Source organism: Pseudomonas sp. NFR16 (assembly GCF_900108875.1).
Taxonomy (GTDB): domain Bacteria; phylum Pseudomonadota; class Gammaproteobacteria; order Pseudomonadales; family Pseudomonadaceae; genus Aquipseudomonas.
The window spans coordinates 37,561-59,963 of the sequence record NZ_FNYJ01000007.1 but is presented as its reverse complement, the minus strand read 5'-3'; the positions used below and the strand labels follow the sequence as shown (position 1 = coordinate 59,963).

21 protein-coding genes and 1 pseudogene are annotated in these 22,403 nt (G+C 58.9%); 6 read left to right on the top strand and 16 right to left on the bottom strand.

Translation table 11 applies throughout. From position 1 onward, the window contains the following. Window positions 1-68: 68 nt before the first annotated feature. On the top strand, window positions 69-1,235 hold the full coding sequence (locus BMZ10_RS23595; RefSeq protein ID WP_093468062.1) for an AAA family ATPase: 1,167 nt from the start codon (window positions 69-71) through the stop codon (window positions 1,233-1,235). A gap of 135 nt (window positions 1,236-1,370) precedes the next feature. On the opposite strand, the gene BMZ10_RS23590 is transcribed toward BMZ10_RS23595, so the two are convergent. From BMZ10_RS23590 to BMZ10_RS23570, 5 genes are all read right to left on the bottom strand, one after another. After that, window positions 1,371-1,895 carry a hypothetical protein gene (locus BMZ10_RS23590; RefSeq protein WP_093468059.1) on the bottom strand — a complete coding sequence of 175 codons (525 nt, stop codon included), beginning with the start codon at window positions 1,893-1,895 and terminating at the stop codon, window positions 1,371-1,373. Window positions 1,896-2,313: 418 nt separating this feature from the next. Then, window positions 2,314-3,333: an ABC transporter substrate-binding protein gene (locus BMZ10_RS23585; RefSeq protein ID WP_093468797.1), complete on the bottom strand. Its 1,020-nt coding sequence runs from the start codon at window positions 3,331-3,333 to the stop codon at window positions 2,314-2,316. An 88-nt stretch (window positions 3,334-3,421) separates the two neighbouring features. After that, the gene (locus tag BMZ10_RS23580) at window positions 3,422-4,288 is read right to left on the bottom strand and encodes an ABC transporter permease (RefSeq protein ID WP_093468055.1); all 867 of its coding nucleotides are present in this window, start codon (window positions 4,286-4,288) and stop codon (window positions 3,422-3,424) included. Window positions 4,289-4,442: 154 nt separating this feature from the next. After that, window positions 4,443-5,324 carry an ABC transporter ATP-binding protein gene (locus tag BMZ10_RS23575; protein WP_093468052.1) on the bottom strand — a complete coding sequence of 294 codons (882 nt, stop codon included), beginning with the start codon at window positions 5,322-5,324 and terminating at the stop codon, window positions 4,443-4,445. A 30-nt stretch (window positions 5,325-5,354) separates the two neighbouring features. Next, window positions 5,355-6,251 (bottom strand): TauD/TfdA dioxygenase family protein, encoded by an 897-nt coding sequence (locus BMZ10_RS23570; RefSeq protein WP_093468049.1) that lies wholly within the window; start codon window positions 6,249-6,251, stop codon window positions 5,355-5,357. 264 nt (window positions 6,252-6,515) lie between these two features. Here BMZ10_RS23570 and BMZ10_RS27795 point away from each other — a divergent pair, with 264 nt between their 5' ends. Then, window positions 6,516-6,668, top strand: a complete 153-nt coding sequence (locus tag BMZ10_RS27795) for a hypothetical protein (protein WP_177182208.1) — start codon at window positions 6,516-6,518, stop codon at window positions 6,666-6,668. A 242-nt stretch (window positions 6,669-6,910) separates the two neighbouring features. On the opposite strand, the gene BMZ10_RS23565 is transcribed toward BMZ10_RS27795, so the two are convergent. From BMZ10_RS23565 to BMZ10_RS23550, 4 genes and pseudogenes are all read right to left on the bottom strand, one after another. Beyond that, the gene (locus tag BMZ10_RS23565) at window positions 6,911-7,699 is read right to left on the bottom strand and encodes a MetQ/NlpA family ABC transporter substrate-binding protein (protein WP_093468046.1); all 789 of its coding nucleotides are present in this window, start codon (window positions 7,697-7,699) and stop codon (window positions 6,911-6,913) included. A gap of 209 nt (window positions 7,700-7,908) precedes the next feature. Then, window positions 7,909-8,724, bottom strand: a pseudogene (locus BMZ10_RS23560) (sigma-54-dependent transcriptional regulator); the annotation flags it as partial. A 132-nt stretch (window positions 8,725-8,856) separates the two neighbouring features. Further along, on the bottom strand, window positions 8,857-9,438 hold the full coding sequence (locus tag BMZ10_RS23555; protein WP_093468794.1) for an alpha/beta hydrolase: 582 nt from the start codon (window positions 9,436-9,438) through the stop codon (window positions 8,857-8,859). A 273-nt stretch (window positions 9,439-9,711) separates the two neighbouring features. Beyond that, window positions 9,712-10,794: a fatty acid desaturase gene (locus tag BMZ10_RS23550; RefSeq protein WP_093468040.1), complete on the bottom strand. Its 1,083-nt coding sequence runs from the start codon at window positions 10,792-10,794 to the stop codon at window positions 9,712-9,714. Between the two features lie 111 nt (window positions 10,795-10,905). Here BMZ10_RS23550 and BMZ10_RS23545 point away from each other — a divergent pair, with 111 nt between their 5' ends. Further along, the gene (locus BMZ10_RS23545) at window positions 10,906-11,913 is read left to right on the top strand and encodes an AraC family transcriptional regulator (RefSeq protein WP_093468037.1); all 1,008 of its coding nucleotides are present in this window, start codon (window positions 10,906-10,908) and stop codon (window positions 11,911-11,913) included. A gap of 12 nt (window positions 11,914-11,925) precedes the next feature. Here BMZ10_RS23545 and BMZ10_RS23540 read toward each other — a convergent pair whose 3' ends face one another. Continuing rightward, a complete protein-coding gene (locus tag BMZ10_RS23540; protein WP_093468034.1) occupies window positions 11,926-12,636 on the bottom strand; it encodes a Crp/Fnr family transcriptional regulator in 711 nt (236 codons plus the stop codon). A gap of 107 nt (window positions 12,637-12,743) precedes the next feature. Between BMZ10_RS23540 and BMZ10_RS23535 the strand changes: the two genes are divergently transcribed. Next, the gene (locus BMZ10_RS23535) at window positions 12,744-13,280 is read left to right on the top strand and encodes an Mpo1 family 2-hydroxy fatty acid dioxygenase (RefSeq protein WP_093468031.1); all 537 of its coding nucleotides are present in this window, start codon (window positions 12,744-12,746) and stop codon (window positions 13,278-13,280) included. Window positions 13,281-13,322: 42 nt separating this feature from the next. Here BMZ10_RS23535 and BMZ10_RS23530 read toward each other — a convergent pair whose 3' ends face one another. From BMZ10_RS23530 to dibA, 6 genes are all read right to left on the bottom strand, one after another. Continuing rightward, entirely contained in the window at window positions 13,323-14,312 is a 990-nt protein-coding gene (locus tag BMZ10_RS23530; RefSeq protein ID WP_093468028.1) for a sulfate/molybdate ABC transporter ATP-binding protein, read from the bottom strand. 3 nt (window positions 14,313-14,315) lie between these two features. Beyond that, window positions 14,316-15,188, bottom strand: a complete 873-nt coding sequence (cysW, locus tag BMZ10_RS23525) for a sulfate ABC transporter permease subunit CysW (protein WP_093468025.1) — start codon at window positions 15,186-15,188, stop codon at window positions 14,316-14,318. Between the two features lie 11 nt (window positions 15,189-15,199). Then, the gene (cysT, locus tag BMZ10_RS23520; protein ID WP_093468022.1) at window positions 15,200-16,021 is read right to left on the bottom strand and encodes a sulfate ABC transporter permease subunit CysT; all 822 of its coding nucleotides are present in this window, start codon (window positions 16,019-16,021) and stop codon (window positions 15,200-15,202) included. 191 nt (window positions 16,022-16,212) lie between these two features. After that, window positions 16,213-17,223, bottom strand: coding sequence for a sulfate ABC transporter substrate-binding protein (locus BMZ10_RS23515; protein WP_093468019.1), 1,011 nt, complete (start codon window positions 17,221-17,223; stop codon window positions 16,213-16,215). A gap of 99 nt (window positions 17,224-17,322) precedes the next feature. Then, entirely contained in the window at window positions 17,323-17,505 is a 183-nt protein-coding gene (gene oscA, locus BMZ10_RS23510; protein WP_081565193.1) for a sulfur starvation response protein OscA, read from the bottom strand. A gap of 286 nt (window positions 17,506-17,791) precedes the next feature. Beyond that, window positions 17,792-19,723 (bottom strand): phosphodiesterase DibA, encoded by a 1,932-nt coding sequence (gene dibA, locus BMZ10_RS23505; protein ID WP_093468015.1) that lies wholly within the window; start codon window positions 19,721-19,723, stop codon window positions 17,792-17,794. A gap of 177 nt (window positions 19,724-19,900) precedes the next feature. Here dibA and desA point away from each other — a divergent pair, with 177 nt between their 5' ends. After that, the gene (desA, locus tag BMZ10_RS23500; protein ID WP_093468012.1) at window positions 19,901-21,085 is read left to right on the top strand and encodes a delta-9 fatty acid desaturase DesA; all 1,185 of its coding nucleotides are present in this window, start codon (window positions 19,901-19,903) and stop codon (window positions 21,083-21,085) included. Window positions 21,086-21,383: 298 nt separating this feature from the next. After that, window positions 21,384-22,361, top strand: a complete 978-nt coding sequence (locus BMZ10_RS23495; protein WP_093468009.1) for a GGDEF domain-containing protein — start codon at window positions 21,384-21,386, stop codon at window positions 22,359-22,361. The last annotated feature ends 42 nt before the right edge of the window (window positions 22,362-22,403 follow it).

Here is a 22,403-nt window from a genome sequence, read left to right as displayed (position 1 = left end):
TAGATCAGGGTTCCTTACGCCGCTAAACTGCGCAGATCCCCCTGCCTGCACACAGCAAGGAATGCTCGATGCTCACCACCCTCGCGGTTGCCAACTACCGTTCAATCAACACTCTGGTTGTTCCGTTGCAACGGCTGAACCTAATCACGGGCCCTAACGGCAGCGGCAAATCCAACCTGTATCGGGCGTTACGGCTGCTGGCGGAGACCGCACAAGGCGGCGTCATCAACGCGCTGGCCCGGGAAGGTGGCCTGAAATCGACCTTCTGGGCAGGGCCGGAAAACATCAGCCGGCGCATGCGCAATGGTGAAGTGGAGATTCAGGGAGGTCCGCGCAAGGACGTCGTGCGGTTGCGGCTGGGGTTCGCCGCCGAGGACTTCAGCTACGCCATTTCGCTGGGCCTGCCCCCGCCGCCAGCGGCACCGACGGCCTTTGCACTGGACCCGGAGATCAAGCGTGAATGCATCTGGGCAGGCCCCGTGTATCGTCCGGCGAGCCTGCTGGTCGATCGAGCCGGCCCCATGATCCGGGCCCGCGAGGGACGCAGTTGGGATGTGCTGGCGCAACACACGCCAACGTTCGACAGCCTGTTCGATCAAGTGGGCAACCTTCGCTCCTCGCCGGAAGTGCTCCAGTTGCGCGAAAACATTCGCGGCTGGCGATTTTATGATCACTTTCGCAGCGACGCCGATGCGCCCGCCCGCAAGGCTCAATTGGGCACACGGACGCCCGTTCTGCATCACGATGGGCGTGATCTGGCAGCCGCGTTGCAGACGATCCGCGAAATCGGCGAGCCCGAGGCGCTCGACGCCGCCATCAGCGACGCCTTCCCCGGCGCACGCATACACATCAACGCTCAGGGCGGCGGGCTGTTCGCGCTTGAGTTTCATCAACATGGATTGCTGCGCCCGTTGTCAGCGGCAGAATTGTCGGACGGCACGCTGCGCTATCTGTTGCTGATCGCTGCGCTGCTCACGCCCCGACCGCCCACCATGATGGTGCTCAACGAACCCGAAACCAGCCTGCACCCGGACCTGCTGCCCGCTTTGGCAAGGCTGATCATGCGCGCATCCCACAGCTGCCAGGTGTGGGTCGTCTCCCACGCGAACCGGCTCATCGCCGCATTGGAACAAGACCCTGAGTGCAACTGCATCATGCTTGAAAAGGACCTGGGCCAGACCGGCATTGTGGGCCAGGGCAGGCTGGATGAACCGGCGTGGCACTGGCCGGATTGAAGGGCAGGTTCTGGATAATAAGTCGGCTATTGGAACTTCCGGTTAAATACCCCGACACTGACAGCCGACACTACAAGTTACACGAACTTGCCTCAAACCTGCCCGCAACAGAGGCAAATCAACAGAGCTGATTATTTACGGATAAATTTTGATGCAAGACACCTTGCCGGTTAAACCATTTTTATATTTCGATGCAACGGGCTTCATACCCGGGATTCCAGGACTCGCGTTGCCATCAAAAAAACCGTACATATACTCATGATTCAAAGGGGATTGGGTAATTCTGTATTCGTAAAAATCGTCATCGTGCAAGTCGCCGCTGCAGGGCTCGTCATAAATACCAACCGTTGCAATTGTCCCATTTTGAATTGCGAAAAATTCGGCTTTGTCATTATCGCATCCCGACCCTCCGCCCATCGAGACTGTTTTCGGCAATGTATCGACGGTAATGATGCAAACTACATCAATAGGCGGGGTGGTCACACCTGCAGTCCTGTAGAACAGTCCAACCTGGAATGTCCCTTTGGACGCCGCCGCTGATTGTAATTCCGGCGAAAGCTTAATTTTATGATCTTTCATCAACACGGTATAGACAGTGATCAGCGCCACTAACACCAACGCCGACACAGCAACAATGGCGGCTAGTTTTTTCTTGCCCATGATATGGATTCCTTTCCTTCGGCCGGCCGCGGCCAGAACATTATCTTTAACTTCTACTGCGATGAAGCATATTTACAGTAAAGCTTAGAGCGCGTTGATGAGCAACGCGGCCAGGGGTCGCGGCAAAGACTGATTCGAAATGAACAACAAGGTTGTTATCGCCAAGCAGGCGCATCGGAGAAGGGTGACGCTTATTCGCGATAGAGATGGGTTGGCTAATTCAATAGTGGCTGGCATACCCAGTTTGCGAGCACCAGAGCACAATGCCGGTTGCTCCTGCAGTTTCTTGCCCAATCCAACTTAGGTGGCGGACGCCCCTGCAGGAGCAATCGGAGGTTACGACGGTCGCGAAGGCGGAGTGAATGATACACCGCCCCGCTTATCAGGCCTGTCCATGCGAGCCGCCCGACACTGAGGATCAGCTACCCGCCCCAGCGTGGGCTTCTTCGAAGAAGAAATCTTTCCAGCTGTCGGCCTTGTTTTTCAGCACGCCGATTTCATGCAGCTTCTCGGCATAGATGAAGGTGCGTTGCGGCACGACGGTGAAGTCGATTTCCGGGTCGTTGACGATCTTCTCCACGAGCGGCAACGGCAACTTGGATTTCTCGACCTCGATGTAGGTCTTGGCCGCTGCGTTCTTGTCGGCCTTGATGATCTTCTCGGCTTCAGCCAGTGCGTCGTAGAACGCTTTATAGGTTTTCGGGTTCTCGTCGTGGAATTTCTGTGTGGTGTAAAGGACGTTGAACGTTGCCTGGCCGCCCAGCACGTCGTACGAACTCAGCACTTTATGCACGTTCGGGTTTTCCAGTTCCTGATACTGGAACGGCGGGCTGGAGAAGTGCGCGCTGATCTCGGAACCGCCTGCGATCAACGCCGAGGTGGCGTCAGGGTGGGGCAGGCTCACGGAGATGTTGTCGAATTTCTTATAGTTGTCGTTACCGAACAGCTTGGCGGTTTCGATCTGCAGGGTACGCGACTGGAAGCCCACGCCCGCGGCCGGCACAGCGATGCGATCCCTGTCGGTGAAGTCCTGGACCGTCTTCACGTTCGGATTGTTGCTGAGCAGATAATTCGGCATCGAACCCAGCGAAGCGATGGCCTTGACGTTCTGTTTGCCCTTGGTGCGGTCCCAGATGGTCAGCATCGGCGGCACGCCTGCCGATACCACGTCCAGCGCGCCAGCCAGCAGCGCTTCGTTCATTGCCGTTGCGCCGGAGATGCTGTTCCAGTCGACCTTGATGTCCAGGCCCTGCTCTTTGCCGTGCTTCTCGATCAGCTTCTGCTGCTGCACGACATCGAGGATCAGGTAGCCGATACCAAACTGCTGGGCGATGCTGATCTTGCCTTCGGCGTGTGCGCCGCCGCTCAACAGTGCGCCGAACAGACCGACCGTGGCTGCCAGTGCGGCGAGCACTGGACGTTTGTTTGAAGTCCCCATGAATTCCTCACAATGAAAGCAAAAAGTGTTGGAAAGCTTCATGTCCGGCGATCCGGTCCACTCAGCGAAATGTTCTTCTAAGGAGTGATCAGCGCTGCATGCCCCAACGTTTGACGGTCAGGCGCTCGACGTTGCTGAACAGCAGGTTTTCCACCAGCAGACCGATGATGATCACAGCCGCAAGGCCCGCGAACACCTTGTCGGTGTACAGCTCGTTGCGGTTCTGGAAGATGTACCAGCCCAGTCCGCCCTTGCCTGACGACGCGCCGAAAACCAGTTCGGCGGCGATCAGGGTGCGCCAGGCAAATGCCCAGCCAATTTTCAGGCCCGCCAGAATCGACGGCAGCGCGGCCGGAATCAGGATGTACCAGACAAATCGCAGCCCCTTGAGCCCGTAGTTGCGACCGGCCATGCGCTGGGTTTCCGAAACGCCGAGAAAACCTGCGTAGGTGTTGAGCGCCAGCGCCCACAAGACCGAGTGCACGAGGACGAAAATCAGGCTGTTCTCGCCCAGACCGAACCACAGCAGCGACAGCGGCAGAAGCGCAATAGCCGGCAACGGGTTGAACATCGCGGTCAGCGTGCCGAGCAAGTCCCGCCCCAACTGGGTAGAAACCGCCAGTGTGGTCAGGCCGAACGCGAGGACGATGCCGATGAGGTAACCCTTGACCAGCACCGTCAGGGAAATCCAGACCTTGCCCAGCAGTTCGCCGGTCATGATGCCGTCAATGAAAGCCTGTGCCGTTTGCAGAAAGCTCGGCAGCAACAGGTCATTGCCCTGAATGCGCGCAGCGATTTCCCAGACCACACCCAGCAGAACGAGAATCACGGCTTTGCGAACCCAGCTCAATTGCCAGATGCGTTGAACAAGAGGAATGTCGCGGGCCAGGTCTTCCTGAGTGAAAGGCTCCAGCGCGATTTCGTATTCCTCGCGAATCGGAGGTGAAAGGCTCATGGTTGGAATCTCTTGATTAGGTCGCTCGGCAAACGGCGCCCCCGTGGGAGCGAGCTTGCTCGCGAAGAGGCCAGTTCAGGCAATAGAACATGGGGCGTCTGGCAGTATGTCTTCGCGAGCAAGCTCGCTCCCTCAGGGGTCAGCGGTCTGCGCATTAATAGGCGATACGAATATCCTGAAACCGCAGGTCGTGCTCCACTGCGGGCGCTTCGCCTTCATCGAACAGCAGCCGATGGATGCGCTGCGCTGACGCCTGGAAATCTACGCCACCGAGGCTTTTCAGATCGTACTGATGGCTGTTGATCTCGGCCCGCACACGCCCCGGATGCGGCGACAGCAACAGAATCCGGTTGCCCACCACCAGCGCTTCTTCGATGGAGTGAGTCACGAACAACAACGTGAAACGCACCCCTTCCCACAGCTCGAGAAGCTCTTCCTGCATCTTGCGACGCGTCAGGGCGTCGAGCGCTGCGAAAGGCTCGTCCATCAACAGGATCTTCGGCTGCATCGCCAGTGCACGCGCAATGGCCACGCGCGCTTTCATGCCGCCCGACAGGGTGTGCGGGTACGCATCGGCAAACGCGCTCAAGCCCACTTTTTCCAGGTAATGCCGCGCGCGCTCTTCTGCGTCCCGGCGCTTGAGCGTGCGCGAAGCCAGCAACGGGAACATCACGTTCTCTATCACCGTTTTCCACGGTGGCAGTTGGTCGAACTCCTGGAAGACCACAATGCGATCCGGTCCGGGCTCTTTGACAGGCTGACCGGCCAGACGAATCTGCCCTTCGCTGGGCTGAATGAACCCGGCAACCGCTTTGAGCAACGTGGACTTGCCGCAACCCGATGGGCCGAGCAGGACAAAACGGTCTGCAGGATCGATTTCGAAACTGACCTGATGAGTGGCCCGCACCACGCGTTCCGGGGTGCGGTATTCAAGGCTTACGCCTTGGACTTGCAACAGCGCTTCAGCGGTAGGCTGATTGGCCTGTTGCGCATTCAAGCGATCGCTAGCCGTGTGGCTTTGCAGAACAGCGTTCATGGAACGGTCTCCGGATCAGGACGGCGTGAATCAGAACGGCGCGTCGCCCTGAATAGTGGTGCGATGCAGACGACGGCGAAGATGGTCAGGGGTTCCGCCAGCCAAGTGAATCAGGGAGCGGTTGTCCCAGAACACCATGTCGTTTTCCTGCCATTTATGACGGTAGACACCTTCGGGCCGCACGCTGTGTGCGTACAGCTCGGTGAGAATCTGCTGACTTTCGTCTTCTGGAATACCCACGATGTGTGTGGTGAAGCCTTCGCTGACGAACAGTGCCTTGCGTCCGTTTTCCGGGTGCGTGCGCACGATCGGATGGCTGACCACCGCCACTTCAGCCAATTGCTCGGCGCTCAGGGTTGGACGCCAGTTTTCGGCGTTGCGGCCATCGCGATAGCGCGAGGTGTAGCTGTGGACGGCCTTGCGGCCCTCGACCGCTTTACGCAGATGCTCAGGCAGCGTGTCCCAGGCCAGGTGCATGTCGGCGAACAGCGTGTCGCCGCCTTCGCTCGGCAGTTCCTGGGCATAGAGCATCGAGCCCAGGCTTGGAAGCTCTTTGTAAGACAAATCCGAGTGCCAGTACTTACCGGCGTCACCCAGACCGACCGGCTGGCCGTTCTCGACGATGTTGGAAACGATCAGGATTTCCGGATGGTTAGCGAGCAGAAACTGCTTGAGGACGTGAATCTGCAGCACGCCGAAACGACGGCTGAAATCGATCTGTTGTTGCGGGGTGATCTGCTGATCGCGAAAAACCACTACGTGGTAATCCAGATGAGCACGATGCACGCGCGCGAAGTCAGCGTCATTGAGCGGACGGGACAAATCCAGCCCGACGATTTCCGCGCCCACCTTTTCGGCGAATGGACGCACATCGAACTGCTGATCCGGCGCTTGCGCGGACGTGGAAGCTTGGGAGGCTGCTGGCATGAGAACTCCGACTCCAAAAAGGCGTGTGACTGAAGAATCGGAACTTTAAAGCTATAAGAAGATAAATTTAAATATCGTTAGAGCATATGCATAGCGCTGAACGAACTAGCAGCGGCTTAGTGCCATTATCGGTAACCGCATCGATACCAAATTCTTATCTTTGGATGCGAACCTGACGCGCATGATTGCGGTCTATTCCGCATCTCGCAGCGGGCATTGCCTGCGCTGGAGCAGATGTCAGGGATAACAAAAAGAGGACCGATCATGCCGGAACGCGCCAGCTTCAATGACCACTCGCACGACAAACTTCTTGAAGACAACATGAAATTGCTGATCGCGCTACGTCGCGCGCTGGGCGCACATGCAAAAACGCCGACGCATGCCCAAGCCGTCGGCGTTAAGAACGCAGGTCAGTAATCCGACTCTGTTCCGGCTTACGCCAGACATTCAGGAGCGAGCTTGCTCGCGAAGACTGACTTCAAGCCGCCAAATCTCCACCGGACACGCCAGCCTCTTCCCGGCTAAAGCCGGTCCTAGAGACGCTGCAAACTTTTCGTAGGACCGGCTTAGGCCGGGAAGGCGTCGGGTATTACGCCGTTGATCGAAGGGGCATAAAGACCGTTGGCCCACTCCTGTAGTGGTCACTGCGCCCAGCACCATCAGAACGCTGGCAATACCGCGCCGTCGTACTTCTTGTTGATGAAGTCTTTGACCTGCTGGCTGGTCAGCGCCTTCGACAGCTTGTCGATCGCGTCGGTGTGGGCGTTGTCGGTACGGGTCACCAGATAGTTCACGTAGGGCGAATCAGAACCTTCCAGGATCAGCGCGTCTTTCTTCGGATTCAGCTTGGCTTCCAGCGCGTAGTTGGTGTTGATCAGGTCCAGGTCGACTTGATCCAGTGCGCGCGGCAGCAGAGCAGACTCCAGCTCGCGGAATTTCAGTTTTTTCGGGTTAGTGGCGATGTCTTTCGGGGTCGCCAGCGCATTGGTCGGGTCTTTCAGGGTGATCAGACCGTTCTTTTGCAGCAGCAACAGAGCACGACCGGCGTTGCTGCCCTCGTTAGGAATGGCAACCGTTGCGCCTTCAGGCAGCTGGTCGATGGACTTCCACTTTTTCGAGTAGCCGCCGAACGGTTCGACGTGTACGCCAACGCCGGTAACCAAAGTCGCGCCCTTACCCTTGTTGAAGCCGTCCAGATATGGCTTGGTCTGGAAGTAGTTGGCGTCCAGACGCTTCTCGTTCAGCTGCACGTTTGGCTGCACGTAGTCAGTGAAGACTTTGATCTGCAGGTCCACGCCTTCTTTGGCCAGCTCAGGCTTGATCAGCTCCAGGATTTCGGCGTGCGGAACGGCAGTTGCGCCGACAACCAGTTTCTCGGCCGCTTGCGCAGCACTGATGCCGAGAGAAAGAGCAGCCGCCAATGCGGTGAACAGAAACGTCTTTTTCATGCAATGTCCTTGGGTAATCCGATCGCTCTGATGGCGATGAAGGGAAAGTGGTCGCCACCGAACTGTCGCACTCGCGCAGCACGGCGGCGTGGGGCGAACATTACCCGGATTTTTTATTCCATTAAAAGACTTTTTAATCGAATGCTTATACCAATTTCGAAGGTCATATCGGAGCCACCAGCCAGCCAGTCTTTTTGCGGTCAGCGCTGAGGCAGATTCAGATGCTCCGGCAAGACTTGTGCTCCGCTGCTCACCAGCAGCGCAAAGTGAATGACGTTCTCAAGTTCCCGCGTGTTTCCCGGCCAGTAATGCGCTTCAAGTACACGCTGGGCCGCATCGCTGATCAGCGGCATCGGGAAGTCCAGACGCTGGCTGTAGATGCCGAGGAAGTATTCAGCCAGTGGCAGGATATTGCCCGGTTGTTCCCTGAGCGCCGGCAGGTCCAGCCGACCTTCGCTGAGATACCGATACAGGCGCTCGTGAAATTTTCCCGCCGCGACGGCCAGTCTCAGGTCAATGCTGGTGGCCGCAACCAGTCTGACGTCCACCGGGCTTGGCTGAGATGCGCCCACGCGGGTGACCTCACGATTTTCGAGCGCTGCCAGCAATTTGGTCTGAATGGACAGCGGCAAATCAGCGATTTCATCCAGATACAGCGTGCCGCCGGTGGCCGAGCCGAACCAGCCAGCGCGGCTGCTGGCCGAGCCGGCATAGGCGCCTGCGGCATGACCGAACAGCTCGGCGTCGGCATACGTCGGGCTGATGGCTCCACAGTTCACGGACACGAACAGACCTGAACGGTCGCTGCCACGATGAATGTGCCTGGCGAGCAGCTCCTTACCGGTTCCCGGCTCTCCCCGAATCAACACGGGCAGTTCAAGCGGCGCGAGCTGTTCCATCTCTTCACGCAACTGGCGCGAGCGCGGATCGATGAAGACCAGCGCCTTGGCGCGAATACTGAGCGGACTTTTTTCGGCTTCAGGGAAGGTCAGCAGCGGGTTGTTGAAAACATCAGGATGGCTCATGGCAGTCTCCCGCCCAAGCCTTCCGATGACCTGAGCGTTAAAAAAAAGGCCGCAGCGCCTGTGCGTTCGCTGCGGCCAAAAAAGTGATCATCAATGCAGGCTCAGACGTGGCGACAGCCGAGCGACATGCCCTCACGCCCGACGCCGAGTCAGTTGTTCGATGCGTCCTTGCAAGCGGTAAAGATACGCAAAACCCTGTTCCCATCGTTGGTGCCCGGATTTGACGTTGATGTGCCCGGCGCCACTGAGGATGCCGATCTCGGCGCCCCAGTTGCGCGCCATTTCCATGGCTCGTTGGGCACTTACAGCCGAATCGTTGTCAGAGCTGACGACCTGAGCAGGGAACGGCATCAGGTGTTCGGGAATCGGCGCAAAATTACGAATGGCAGGCGGGCAGTTCGCACGTTCGACGTCAGCAGGCGCCACCAGCAACGCACCACGCACCTGACGCAGGGTTTCCAAAGGCGCCAGCTGCGCCCAGTGTGCAACGGTCACGCAACCCAGGCTGTGGGCGATGAGGATGACGGGCGAGCTGTCTGCCGCGATGACGCGCTGCAACTCACCCACCCAGTCTTCGCGACGTGGCTTGAGCCAGTCGGCCTGCTCCACGCGCACACTGTTCGGCAAACTGTTCTGCCAATGGGTTTGCCAATGGTCGTCGGCAGATCCTTGCCAGCCTGGCACGATCAGGTAACGGATCGATTCGTTATGCATGGCCTTCGCCTCCTGCATGTTGCGTTCATGGGGGCGAGTATAGGGACGAGACATATATTCGAAAAAGAATAAGAAGATATTTATTAATAGCTCAAATACATATGCAGCTGTCTCAGGCATCTGGGCGCAAAAAAAGAGGGCCACCCCCTGCCTTAAGGAGTGGCCCTGTTAAATCACGCTGTCTGCCCCCAGCTCGCCGGGGATGAGTGAAGAATACGGGCGAGTTGTTACAGAATTTTTTATCGACGAAAAATCCCGAACGCCGCCTGAACATCAGCTTTCACGCGCGAGCCCGCGCCCAGAAGGTGCACTCGTTTTCAGGCCCGTCGCGGTGAACCGGTTGGCGCGGCCGAACGTCCCGAAGTCATTGAACCGAACACCCATTTCAGCCATGACCCTGTGCGCGACTGGCGCCGTCATCTGGCGGATGTAAAAAGGCTCCTTGACCACGAAATGGTGAATGGCGTGAGTACTGCCGAAGTTGAAGCAGAACGCCTGCAGCGGCCACATCCACCAGGGATTGAGGACCTGCGTCTGTTGCATCACATTGCCGGGTTCGACATCGCCGTAGTAGTGCATGTTCGAGCTGACGAAATGCAGGCAGAAGGTACGCAAGACGTTGGGCCCGACGATCACCACCACTGCAACGTTGATGGCGTGCATGAATGCCAGCGTGCTCTGCGACCAGTCAATCGGGTTGCCTGCCTGGGCCGCGATGCCGTTGATTCCGTGAAAGCCCAGAAACACATACCACGCGCTCCAGTTCAGCAAGGCCAGCGGGGCATAAACCCGGAGAGTCCGCTTGAGAATGCTGACCCGGTGCGCCCAGGTTTTCGCACGCAGCATCCGGATCAAGGACGACATCACGTTATCGCCGACCATCAACAGCCGGGCGAGCCCCCAGGGTTCGCCGTTGGTGATCGCGCGTTCTTCCAGATCGGCCTCGGTGCCGGACACCTTGTGATGATTCAAGTGCAGATGCCGACGAATCCACGGGTTGATGGTGCTCGGCCGAGCCATCCACACCAACGCCAGCATCAGGTTGTGCGTCACTCGCTGCTTGCGTAAATACATGCTGTGAATCAGGTCGTGCTCGAGTTCATGGGTCAGCGAGGCGAAGAACGCATTGAGCAAAAGACAGGCCCACCAAGCGACGTAGCCCTCGATGTAGAGCGCCGCGCTGAGCATCATGCCGCCGAGTGCGAATATCAGGATGCTCACGCCGATGGCATCTTGATGTCGAAGGATCGGGTAACGCGCACGCAAGATCTCGCCGTGGGCCATGACCACCGCGCGAATATGGGCCGATCGCTGCTGTGCATTCAGTCCGGCTGCACTTGCAGAAGTGTCGTGCATGCTTCCATCTCCGGTTTTATGATTCAGAAAAACACGCCCTCACTGTGCCGAGCGCGGCGCGCAACCGCCCTGCCGTGAACGCCAACCTGTTGACCGGAAGCGCCAATCTGTATGCCTGAGCCGAGCATTCTCGCCAGTTGGACCCGCGCCCTGCGCAAGCAACTCGACGCCCTGGGCCTGGACAGTCTTGCGCTGAGTGAAGCTGCGGGCCTGGACGCACAGTTGATGGACGACCCCAACGCGCGCTATCCGGTGACAGCCACGACCCGTTTCTGGCAACTGGCCGTTCAGGCGAGCGGCGATCCCGCGCTGGGTTTGCGTGTTTCGCGCTTCGTCAGCCCGACCACTTTTCACGCACTCGGCTATGCACTGGTTGCCAGCGGTTCGCTGCGCGAAGTGTTCGAGCGCATCGTGCGCTACCACCCGGTGGTCAGTGATGCGCTGGATCTGAGCTTCGTGCGTGAGGGAGATCACTACGCGTTCCGTTTTCGGGTGCCGGAGGGTGGACCGATGCCGGCCAACGAGGCCATGGACGCGTTTGCCGCCATTTACGTGCGGACCTGCCGTAACCGGCTCGGGCGGCATTACGCGCCTTTGGCCGTTCACCTGATGCGCCCTCAACCCGAAGACCCGAAGCCCTGGCACGATGTGTTTCGGGCGCCGCTGCATTTCGCTGCGCGGGAAAATTTGCTGGAGTTTGCGTGCGCTGACTTCGACAGCCATCTGGACGATGCCAACCCGGAGCTCGCCGAACATAACGAAGCGGTCCTCAATCGCACGCTGGAGCAGCTCAGCCCGCTGACGTGGGAGCGCAAAGTGCGTGGCGCGATCGAAACCCAACTGCCGGAAGGTGAGCCGTCAGCCGAGCGAATTGCCCACAACCTGCACTTGAGCCTGCGCAGCTTGCAGCGCCATCTGGCAGACGAGGGCTGCAGTTACGATCTGCTGCTTAACCAGTGTCGGCAGAACCTGGCGCTGCAGCACATGCGCGAGCCTGGTACGTCGCTCAGTGAGATTGCCTATCTGCTCGGTTTCTCCGACACCAGCAGTTTCAGCCGGGCATTCAAGCGCTGGACCGGCATGACGCCCAGCCAGTACCGCGACGGCCTGCTGCGCTGAAACCTGGCCCGGTCAGGCCTTCACTTCCGTCAGCCGATGCAACGCTGCGCGCCGCAGCCGACTGGTGTCCAGCACGTGGATCAAGTCACCTTCGCGCCGCACAATGTTGCGCTCGGCCAATTCTCCCAGCACGCGCTCGACCACTTCACCGCTCAGTCCCAGGCAACGCTGTGAGGCCATGCTCGAGAGCGCCACGACCCGCTCGGAGCGGTCCAGCTCGCCGTATCCCTCGGTCAGCATCAACAGACGAAACGCCACTCTCTCGACGGTCGGCAACAGCGTTATTTGCTCAGGAAGCGGAACCACCAGGCCGAGCTTTTGACCCAGCAGCGCGCAGAAGTGACGCCACAGCGCCGGGCGCTCTTGCAGCAGCTGCCTGATCGGCGCGTGAGGCATGTGCAGGAGGATGATCGAGCCTTCGGCAAAGCCGTCCAGCGCGCTGGGCTGATCGTCAAACAGCGCCCGTTCGCCAAACCAATAAGGCCGCTTGCCAACGGGACGGGGAAGGTCATGACATTGCTGACCGGGATCGCCGAAGCGGATCGATCCATCCAGCAGCGCGTACAGTCCGGTGGCCGGCTGACCGCGCTCGAACACGGTCCTGCCCGATGTGAAGCGACGCTGCTGCATGCCGCTCAGCAGGCTATCCTGCAATGAGGCGGGCAACTCGGTGAACCATCGGTCGTTCAACAACCAAGAGCTCCATTGCGTTCCATTCGTCATGTGAATCTCCTTTTTATCAGCAGCGTTTTATTGCAGGCTGCTGAACCGGCAACCGCGGCTCATCCAAAAATCAGCGGCATGATCCACGCATCACCAGAGGAATAACAATGAAAAACCTCGTCGATCACCTAAGCCAATACGCGTCTTACCATCGCGACACCCGAAATATCGCCACCCACTTCGTCGGCGTTCCGCTGATCGTCCTGGCCGTGGCGATACTGCTGTCCCGGCCGGGCTGGAGCAGCTGGTCGCTGGCCGATCTTTGGATTTCACCGGCCTTGCTGGCAACGGTCGCGGCCACGGTGTTCTACCTGCGGCTAGACAGGCCTTTCGGCATTGCCATGGGCATCGTGCTTGCGCTGTTTCTGTGGATCGGAGCGCACCTGGCGCAGCAGAGCACGATGACGTGGCTCGGCTCAGGCGTCGGGCTGTTCGTGGTCGGCTGGGCGATCCAGTTCGTGGGCCATTATTACGAAGGTCGCAAACCGGCGTTCGTCGATGACGTCACAGGCCTGATCATCGGCCCGCTGTTCGTGGTCGCCGAAGCGGCCTTTTTGATGGGAATGAGAAGGAAGTTGCAGAACAGCATCGAGGGCAAAGCGGGCCGCACGCACAAGCGCAACCTGAAAAAGGCGGCTGTGTAGCAAACACAGCCTTTTGTAGGAGCGCGCTTGGTCTGGGCCGACTTAGATATTCGCAACCTTCTGCCAGACCTTCGGCTTGAAGAACAATGTCTCGCCGCGCGCCAGACCAATCAGGCTGTCGTGATCCTTGACCACCTCGGCTTCGATCAGCTCCGGCTGACCTTCGACCTTCAAGGTCACGCGGGTGGTTGCGCCCAGCGGACGGATGTCACGCACTTCAGCGGCGTGATGCCCTTCCACTTCATGACGCGACAACGACACTTCATGCGGCCGGAACAGAACGTGGTTGTCTTCGCCCAGGTGCAAGCGGTTCGAATCCCCGAGGAAGTGATACACGAAATCGCTGGCCGGGTTCTCGTACACCTCGCCCGGCGAGCCGATCTGCTCGATCACGCCCTTGTTCATCACCACGATGCGGTCGGCGACCTCCATGGCTTCTTCCTGGTCGTGGGTCACGAACACCGAAGTCAGGTTGATGTCTTCGTGCAGGCGCGCCAGCCAGCGACGCAATTCCTTGCGCACCTTGGCGTCCAGCGCGCCGAACGGCTCATCCAGCAACAGCACTTTCGGCTCTACCGCCAGCGCGCGCGCCAGCGCAATACGCTGACGCTGACCGCCTGACAGCTGCTCGGGGTATCGATCGGCGAGCCAGTCCAGCTGGACCATGTTAAGCAGCTCATGCACTTTCGCCGCGATCTGGCTTTCGTTCGGCCGCTGGTTCTTAGGCTTCATGCGCAGGCCAAACGCGACGTTGTCGAACACCGTCATGTGGCGAAACAGCGCGTAATGCTGGAACACGAAACCGACGTTGCGATCACGCACATCGTGACCGGAGACGTCTTCGCCGTGGAATACGATGCTGCCCTGATCGGGGGTTTCAAGGCCGGCGATGATGCGCAGCAGCGTGGTCTTGCCGCAGCCTGACGGCCCCAGCAAAGCCACCAGCTCGCCACTCTGGATGTCCAGACTGATGCTGTTGAGGGCCTTGAAGGCATTGAAGTTCTTGCTGACGTTACGGACTTCGATCGACATGAATTATTCCTCCGCCGCGCTTTGGCGCAGACGGCTAATGCGCGCTTCGCTCCACTGCTTGAGCAGCAGGATGAACAGCGCAAGGATCAATAACAGGCTCGCCACGGCAAAAGCAGCCACGTGGTTGTACTCGTTGTAAAGAATCTCGACATGCAGCGGCAGGGTGTTGGTCACGCCGCGAATGTGGCCGGAGACCACCGACACCGCGCCGAACTCACCCATCGCCCGGGCGGTGCACAGCACCACGCCGTAGATCAGGCCCCATTTGATGTTCGGGACGGTTACGTGCCAGAACATCTGCCAGCCATTGGCGCCCAGCAGCCGGGCGGCCTCTTCTTCCTGCGTGCCCTGCTCCTGCATCAGCGGGATCAGTTCACGCGCCACGAACGGTACGGTCACGAAGATGGTCGCCAGAACGATACCGGGCAGCGCAAACACGATCTGGATGTCGTGATCCTGCAGCCACGGCCCGAACACGCCGCGCGCACCGAACATGAGGATGTAGACCAGACCGGCAATGACCGGGGAGACCGAAAACGGCAGGTCAATGAGCGTGACCAGAATGGCTTTGCCGCGGAACGAATATTTGCTCACGCACCAGGCGGCAGCCACGCCGAACACCACGTTCAACGGCACAGAGATGAGCACGGCATACACGGTGAGTTTCAGCGCCGACAGCGCGTCGGGCTCAAGAATCGCCGTGAAGAAGCCGCCGATGCCGTTCTTCAGGCCCTGACTCACGACTACGAACAATGGCAGCAGCAGAAAGAGCGCGAACACAAGCCAGGCGAGGCCGATGAGAATACGCCGCGACACTGCGCTGCCACGACGGGATGCATTGGCCGAAGAAGCGGCGATAAGCGATGGACCGGACATGATGCGCCTCCTCAGTTAGGGGTTTCGATACGTCGCTGCAGCAGGTTGATCAGCAGCAACAGAATGAATGAGACCACCAGCATCAGCACACCGATGGACGTTGCCCCCGCGTAATCGTACTGATCGAGCTTGACCATGATCAGCAGCGGCAGGATTTCGGTCTTCATCGGCATGTTGCCGGCGATGAAGATCACCGAGCCGTATTCACCCACGCCCCGTGCGAACGCAAGCGCAAAGCCGGTCAGCCAGGCAGGCAGCAATGCAGGCGCGAGGATGTAACGAAACACCTGAATCGGCCGCGCGCCAAGGCACGCCGCCGCTTCTTCGACTTCACGCGGAATGTCGGCAAGCACCGGCTGCACGGTCCGGACTACGAACGGCATCGTGACGAACGTCAGCGCCAGCGTAATACCGAAAGGCGTGTAGGCGATTTTGATGCCCAGGTCGGTGGCGAACTGACCGACGAGGCCTGCAGGCGTGTACAGCGCTGTCAGCGCGATGCCTGCCACGGCTGTGGGCAGGGCGAAAGGCAGGTCGATCATCGCGTCGATGATTCTGCGACCCGGGAAGGTGTAACGCACCAGCACCCAGGCGAGCAAGGTACCGATGATGCCGTTGATGATTGCCGCATAGAACGCGGTGCCGAAGCTCAGCTTCAGCGCAGCCAGCACACGTGGCGCCGTGACGATGGTCCAGAACTGCTCAGCGCTCAGTTGGGAGGCGTGGATGAACATCACCGCAAGCGGTATCAGCACAATCAAGCTGAGGTACACCAAGGTGTAGCCCAGCGTCAGCCCGAAGCCGGGTATGACGGGGGATATGCGTCGAGACATAAGTGTCCTTGGTTGATACACGTAACCCGGAACGGGTCCGGGTCAGTTGGTTTTTCGCCGTGGAAAACGTCTCGGAATTTATCAGATCCCGGGACGTTTCATGCAGGAGCGCGCATGCCGCGATGGCGATCTGTTCATGTCAATCGCATTCATTGACACACCGTCTCGCGGGCAAGCGCGCTCCTACAGGCTTATTTAGGAATGTAAATCTGGTCGAAGATACCGCCATCGTTGAAGAACTTGGGTTGAGCCGATTTCCAGCCGCCGAAATCCTTGTCGATGGTCACCAGTTCCAGTTTCGGGAACTGCTTCTCGTACTTGGCGGCCACTTCTTTGTCACGAGGACGGTAGAAGTTTTTCGCGGCGATTTCCTGGCCTTCCTTGCTGTACAGGTGCTTCAGGTATTCGGTGGCGATTTCGGTCGTGCCGTGTTTCTCGGCGTTCTTCTCGACGACGGCTACCGGAGGTTCGGCCAGGATCGACAGCGAAGGCACGACGATGTCGAACTTGTCGGCGCCACCGTCTTCCTTGAGCGACAGGAAGGCTTCGTTTTCCCACGCGAGCAAGACGTCGCCCAGGCCGTTGTTGGTGAAGCTGATGGTTGCGCCGCGCGCGCCGGTGTCCAGCACAGGAACGTGCTCGAACAGCGTTTTGATGTATTCCTTGGCTTTGGTCTCATCGCCGCCGTTGGCTTTCAGGCCGTAGGCGTACGCGGCAAGGAAGTTCCAGCGGGCGCCGCCGGAGGTTTTAGGGTTCGGGGTGATGACGGCAACGTCTTTCTTGATCAGATCCGCCCAGTCATGGATGCCTTTAGGGTTGCCCTTGCGAACCAGGAAGACGATCGTCGAGGTGTACGGCGTGCTCGCGTCCGGCAGCTTGGTCTGCCAGTTTTCAGGGATCGATTTGCCCAGCTTGGAGATTTCGTCGATGTCGCCAGCCAGCGCCAGTGTCACGACGTCCGCAGGCGAACCGTCGATGACCGACCGACCCTGCTTGCCCGAACCACCGTGGGACTGGTTGATCTTGACGGTGTCGTCCGGATGGGCTTTTTTCCAGTAGTTGATGAACTCGGCGTTGTAGTCCTGATAAAGCTCGCGAGTCGGGTCATAGGACACGTTCAACAAGGTGTAATCCTTTGCGACCGCAGATCCGGCAAACACGGCACTGGCCAGAGCGGCCAGCGCGTAACGACGAATGGACATGAATCAAGCTCCTGGAATTTATGTGTTGTTGGCTTTTTCTAGTTTTGATTTCGGTTCAAGCAAACCGGTACTCCATGGCCGCACGCGCTGAAGCGTCCCTCAGCCTTGCTGTTTGCCCGGATTCTGCAGACGGAATTTTTCTTTGCGTTCGATCTGCACCACTTGTGCGTTATGCACAGTGATTTCAACCGCGCCAAAGCGCAGGTCGCGCAAAGCGCTCTGAATTTCACGCAGAATGCTTGCTTCGTCCTGGCCATCGACGCTACGTAGAGATGCGCTCATGATCGTGCTCCTTGAAAGGTTTGCCCGCAGCGGCGTGGAAGAAGCGGCTGCTCGTGGCGTGAGGCAATCTTAGAGAGGAGCATTTATTCTTAAAAATACTATTTAAGAATGCAGATATAACCAAAAGGCATTTGTTCGATTCCACACAGTGCAAACTCTGCAGGAGCTCGCTTGCCCGCCATGGCAACGCGGTGATTCAGGCGTACCGCATCGCCTGTTTCGCGGGCAACCGCGCCCCTGCTTAACCGATTTCGACCCCGCCAGTGAGCAGAGCCCAGCCAGACTGCTACGGCGTCGGCGTCGGCGCAAAGACCGGCGCATGCTGCCAATCGATCTGCTCGGCTGGCATTGGCCGGGCGAACCAGTAGCCTTGACCCAGCTCGCACTGGTTATTGAGGAGAAAGTCAGCCTGCTCGGCCTGCTCAATCCCCTCGGCCAGCACACGCATTCCCATCGCCCGCGCGAGCGCAATGATCGCGTGCACGATCGCCACGTCGTCCTCGTCCTCAGGCAGGCCCGCAACGAAACCCTGGTCGATTTTCAACTTTTGCACAGGCATGCGCTTGAGGCGCAGAAGAGAGGAATATCCCGTGCCGAAGTCATCAATGGACAGTTTCAGGCCCAGTTCGCGCAGACGATGCATCTGCTCGATGGCCTGATCGGGGTCATCCATGATCGCGCTCTCGGTCACCTCGAGCTCCAGATATTCAGGCGCCAGCCCTGTTTCTGCGAGGACCCGAGCGACTCGACGATCAAGATCGCCTCGGGCGAAAAGCCGACTGGAAACGTTCACCGCCACAAAGGATATCTGTACGCCGCCTTCGAGCCACCGGCGCATTTGCAGGCACGCCTGGGTCAACACCCAGTTATCGATGTCGGCAATCAGGCCGCTCTGCTCGGCGATCGGGATGAACTCACCCGGCGAAACCATGCCTCGATTCGGATGCTGCCATCGAACCAGGGCCTCGACGCCTTCGATGCCGCGATTGTGCAGGTTATGGATTGGCTGATAAAACACCCGCAGTTGGTTCTGCGCGATCGCCTGACGCAGTTCGTTGGTCAGCTCGACACGACGCTGGGCATGGGCCGTCAACTCGGCGGTGTACAGCGCGTAGCTCTCCCGCCCCTGATTTTTGGCCTGAAACAACGCAGCGTCAGCGTTGCGCAGCAACTGCTCGGCATTTTCGGCATCGTTGGGGAAAACACTGACACCGATGCTGGCCGTCAGAAACAGAGACTGTTCGTTGACGCGAATGGGCTCGCGCAGGCCATTGAGAATGCCCTGCGCCACTTCGGCGGCCTGTGCCGCTTGCTGCGCGTTTTCGAGCAAGACGGCAAATTCATCACCTCCCAGCCTGGCCAGCGTCACGCCTTTCTCCAACAGGCTTTTCAGTCGTTCGCCGACGGCTTTGAGCACTTCGTCGCCAATGTTGTGACCCAGACTGTCGTTGATGTGCTTGAAATGATCCAGATCCACCAGCAGCAGCGCCAGACTCTGGCGATTTCGGCGCGCCTGGGTATGCGCCTGTTCGGTCCGCTCAGTAAACAGAAGCCGGTTCGGCAGACCGGTGAGCGCATCGTAATGAGCCAGGTGGGCCAATTCGCGCTCTGAATGCTTGACGGTGGAGATGTCAGAAAACACCGCCACGAAATGAGTGATTTCGCCGCGATCATTCTTGATCGAGCGAATGCTCTGCCACTGCGGATAGATCTCCCCACTCTTGCGCCGATTCCAGATTTCTCCGCTCCACTGCCCGGCGCTGAGAATGCTCTTGTACATGCGCTCGTAGAATTCAGGCCCATGACGCCCTGACTTGAATGTGTTCGGCTTCTCGCCCAGCACTTCGTCCTGCCGATAGCCGGTGATTTCCATAAACGCCCGATTGACGTGCACGATCACGCCATTGGCATCGGTCACCAGCACGCCTTCCAGCGTGGTGTCGAAGACCGCAGCGGCCAGCCGCAGGCGCTGCATGTCCTGGTCACTGCGAACCCGCGCCTTGACGCCCATGAAACTCAACAGCCGGGATCTGGCCAGGTAGACGAGCAGCGCGCTGAGGGCCAGCCAGGCATAGCCGCTCATCAGTTGGGCGCGAGACAGTTGGACCGGGTCCTCTAGCAACCGGGGCAGCAAGAAGTCGGTGATGCCCAGCCAGATAATCGACAGCAGCCCATACAACAGTGCGGTTCGGAGCGCATCTCGGGTAATGGTCGACATAAAAAGGAAAGACCCTACGAAAATACGGGATTATAGAGTAAGAAACATCTTGCCACTCTTATCTAAAACACCGACTGGTTTTATCTGGTGGCTAAGTGATAATGCGCGCTGCCGCATCGGGGTCGCACTCTCGATCCCACACACTCGCACGCGTTACAACCGAGGGCAACTCAGCCTATGTGGAACAACGGTCTGCTTGACCTTTCCGTCTGGCAATTGGTCGCAGTCACTCTGGCGATGACACACGTCACTATCGTCAGCGTCACGGTCTATCTTCATCGCTACTCCGCTCACCGCTCGCTGGAACTCAACGCGGGCCTCAAGCACTTCTTCCGTTTCTGGCTGTGGCTGACCACAGCGCAGAACACCCGCGAGTGGACCGCCATCCACCGCAAACATCACGCTAAATGCGAAACAGCCGATGACCCGCACAGCCCGGTCATCAAGGGTCTCTCGACGGTTCTGCGCAAAGGTGCCGAGCTGTACCGCGCCGAAGCCGAAAACCCGGAAACCCTGCGCATCTACGGCAAGAACTGCCCAGAAGACTGGATCGAGCGCAATCTCTATTCCCGTTATCCACGGCTGGGCGTGATGATCATGGGCGCGCTGGATCTGGCGTTTTTCGGCGTCATCGGCATCACCGTGTGGGCGATTCAGATGATGTGGATTCCAGTGTGGGCCGCCGGCGTGGTCAATGGCCTGGGGCACGCCGTCGGTTATCGCAATTTCGAATGCCGGGACGCTGCGACCAACCTGGTGCCTTGGGGCATCCTGATCGGCGGCGAAGAACTGCATAACAACCATCACACCTATCCCAATTCAGCGAAGCTGTCGGTCAAGCGCTGGGAGTTCGACATGGGCTGGGCGTGGATCAAGCTGTTTTGCTGGCTGGGTCTGGCCAAGGTCCAGCGGGTCGCGCCGATCGCCCATCGGGTCGAAGGCAAGGGCCATCTGGACATGGACACCGCGATGGCGATCCTCAATAACCGCTTCCAGATCATGGCCCAATACCGCAAGCTGGTGATTGCACCGCTGGTCAAGCAGGAACTGGCCAAAGCCGATGAGTCCGTCCGCCATCAGTTCCGTCGCGCCAAGCGCCTGCTGTCCCGCGAAACCAGCCTGCTGGAAGACAAGCACCAGCTGCGCATCCAGACCATGCTGGAGCACAGTCAGGCGTTGACAGTGATCTACGAGAAGCGTCTGGCACTTCAGCAGATCTGGGCGAAGACCAGCAGCAACGGTCACGACATGCTCGCGGCCATCAAAGACTGGGTCCACGAAGCGGAGGCCAGCGGGATCCAGTCCCTGCGCGACTTCGCCGACCAGCTCAAGACTTACTCGCTTCGCCCGCATTACGCCTGATGCCGTTGATCGGCTCCTTCGTCCAGATTGGGTAGAAAAGGTCACCCACGTAGATCAGGCAAGGCAGAACAGGTGAATAACGCCCGGGGTTGCGACCCGACTCCGGCCGCTCTAAATGAGCCTTTTTCGCCTGTTTTCCACGTATCAGCATCAGGCGGAGTGGTTCTCAGTGAGTCCGGCCGGGTGCGCGCCTGTCGGAACTTCCTGCCTCTGGATCAATCTCAGTAGCACCTTCGCACTATGCTTTGTGTGACATGTTGTGGCTGTGCGCCGCACCTTATTTTGAGATGCAGTGCTCATGGACAACCAGAACGCTTCTACCGAGATTCCCGCAGCAGCCGAGACCCTGCTGGCGCTGATGCATGCCCAGGCTGAAGTGGCCCGGCTCAGCGAGCGGGAACAGCTCTTCAGCTCTCTGCTGGTCAGCGTCAACGCGGTGTTGTGGGCGTTCGACTGGCAAACCCAGCGCATGATCTACGTCAGCCCCGCCTATGAGCGAATCTTCGGACGCTCTGCGGGCTTGTTGCTCGCAGACTTCGGCGAATGGCGTGACAGCATCTACCCCGACGATCTGGATTACGCCGAACGCAGCTTGAGCGAAGTGCTGGAAAAAGGGTCCATCGAAGACCGCGAATACCGAATTATCCGCGCCGATGGCCAGGTGCGCTGGTTAAGCGACAAATGCTTCGTCAGTCATCAGGCCGAACACGGACAGCGGCTGATCGTGGTCGGGATCGCTGAGGACATCACTGAGAAGAAACAGCTGGAAGACGAACTGCAGCGGCTGGCCACCACGGATGTGCTGACCCAGAGCAGCAACCGGCGTCATTTCTTCGAATGCGCCCAGCGCGAGTTCGAACAGGCACGTCTGCAAGGCACTCCCATGGCGTTCCTGCTGCTGGACGTGGATGACTTCAAGCTCGTCAACGACACCTACGGTCACCAGGAAGGCGACACGGTGCTGCAGCGCATCGCCGAATGCGGGCGCAAGACCTTGCGTCGTGGCGATCTGTTCGGGCGTATCGGTGGCGAGGAATTCGCTGCGGTGTTTCCGGGCTGCGCCCCGGAAATGGCCAAGCAGATCGCCGAGCGACTGCAGCGGGAAATCCAGCGTCTGAGCTTCCAGTGCAACGACAAGACATTCGGCATTACAGCCAGTCAGGGCCTGACCAATCTGGGCAGTCACGATCAAAGCCTGGAAGCCCTGTATGCCCGCGCGGATGCGGCGATGTATCAAGCAAAACGTCAGGGCAAGAATCAGATTGTTTTGGTGTGAGAGTCAGGCGGTGAGCCCGGCAAGACACCACCGCCAGCCTCT

What these genes read in the sequence shown, in the direction of transcription:
- dibA (WP_093468015.1), bottom strand. Translation starts at nt 19,723, where the DNA reads ATGTCGACCATTACCCGAGATGCGCTCCGAACCGCACTGTTGTATGGG.
- BMZ10_RS23550 (WP_093468040.1), bottom strand. Translation starts at nt 10,794, where the DNA reads ATGCACGACACTTCTGCAAGTGCAGCCGGACTGAATGCACAGCAGCGA.
- cysT (WP_093468022.1), bottom strand. Translation starts at nt 16,021, where the DNA reads ATGTCTCGACGCATATCCCCCGTCATACCCGGCTTCGGGCTGACGCTG.
- BMZ10_RS23495 (WP_093468009.1), top strand. Translation starts at nt 21,384, where the DNA reads ATGGACAACCAGAACGCTTCTACCGAGATTCCCGCAGCAGCCGAGACC.
- cysW (WP_093468025.1), bottom strand. Translation starts at nt 15,188, where the DNA reads ATGTCCGGTCCATCGCTTATCGCCGCTTCTTCGGCCAATGCATCCCGT.
- BMZ10_RS27795 (WP_177182208.1), top strand. Translation starts at nt 6,516, where the DNA reads ATGCCGGAACGCGCCAGCTTCAATGACCACTCGCACGACAAACTTCTT.
- desA (WP_093468012.1), top strand. Translation starts at nt 19,901, where the DNA reads ATGTGGAACAACGGTCTGCTTGACCTTTCCGTCTGGCAATTGGTCGCA.
- BMZ10_RS23515 (WP_093468019.1), bottom strand. Translation starts at nt 17,223, where the DNA reads ATGTCCATTCGTCGTTACGCGCTGGCCGCTCTGGCCAGTGCCGTGTTT.
- oscA (WP_081565193.1), bottom strand. Translation starts at nt 17,505, where the DNA reads ATGAGCGCATCTCTACGTAGCGTCGATGGCCAGGACGAAGCAAGCATT.
- BMZ10_RS23570 (WP_093468049.1), bottom strand. Translation starts at nt 6,251, where the DNA reads ATGCCAGCAGCCTCCCAAGCTTCCACGTCCGCGCAAGCGCCGGATCAG.
- BMZ10_RS23555 (WP_093468794.1), bottom strand. Translation starts at nt 9,438, where the DNA reads ATGCATAACGAATCGATCCGTTACCTGATCGTGCCAGGCTGGCAAGGA.
- BMZ10_RS23540 (WP_093468034.1), bottom strand. Translation starts at nt 12,636, where the DNA reads ATGACGAATGGAACGCAATGGAGCTCTTGGTTGTTGAACGACCGATGG.
- BMZ10_RS23545 (WP_093468037.1), top strand. Translation starts at nt 10,906, where the DNA reads ATGCCTGAGCCGAGCATTCTCGCCAGTTGGACCCGCGCCCTGCGCAAG.
- BMZ10_RS23575 (WP_093468052.1), bottom strand. Translation starts at nt 5,324, where the DNA reads ATGAACGCTGTTCTGCAAAGCCACACGGCTAGCGATCGCTTGAATGCG.
- BMZ10_RS23580 (WP_093468055.1), bottom strand. Translation starts at nt 4,288, where the DNA reads ATGAGCCTTTCACCTCCGATTCGCGAGGAATACGAAATCGCGCTGGAG.
- BMZ10_RS23590 (WP_093468059.1), bottom strand. Translation starts at nt 1,895, where the DNA reads ATGGGCAAGAAAAAACTAGCCGCCATTGTTGCTGTGTCGGCGTTGGTG.
- BMZ10_RS23535 (WP_093468031.1), top strand. Translation starts at nt 12,744, where the DNA reads ATGAAAAACCTCGTCGATCACCTAAGCCAATACGCGTCTTACCATCGC.
- BMZ10_RS23585 (WP_093468797.1), bottom strand. Translation starts at nt 3,333, where the DNA reads ATGGGGACTTCAAACAAACGTCCAGTGCTCGCCGCACTGGCAGCCACG.
- BMZ10_RS23530 (WP_093468028.1), bottom strand. Translation starts at nt 14,312, where the DNA reads ATGTCGATCGAAGTCCGTAACGTCAGCAAGAACTTCAATGCCTTCAAG.
- BMZ10_RS23565 (WP_093468046.1), bottom strand. Translation starts at nt 7,699, where the DNA reads ATGAAAAAGACGTTTCTGTTCACCGCATTGGCGGCTGCTCTTTCTCTC.
- BMZ10_RS23595 (WP_093468062.1), top strand. Translation starts at nt 69, where the DNA reads ATGCTCACCACCCTCGCGGTTGCCAACTACCGTTCAATCAACACTCTG.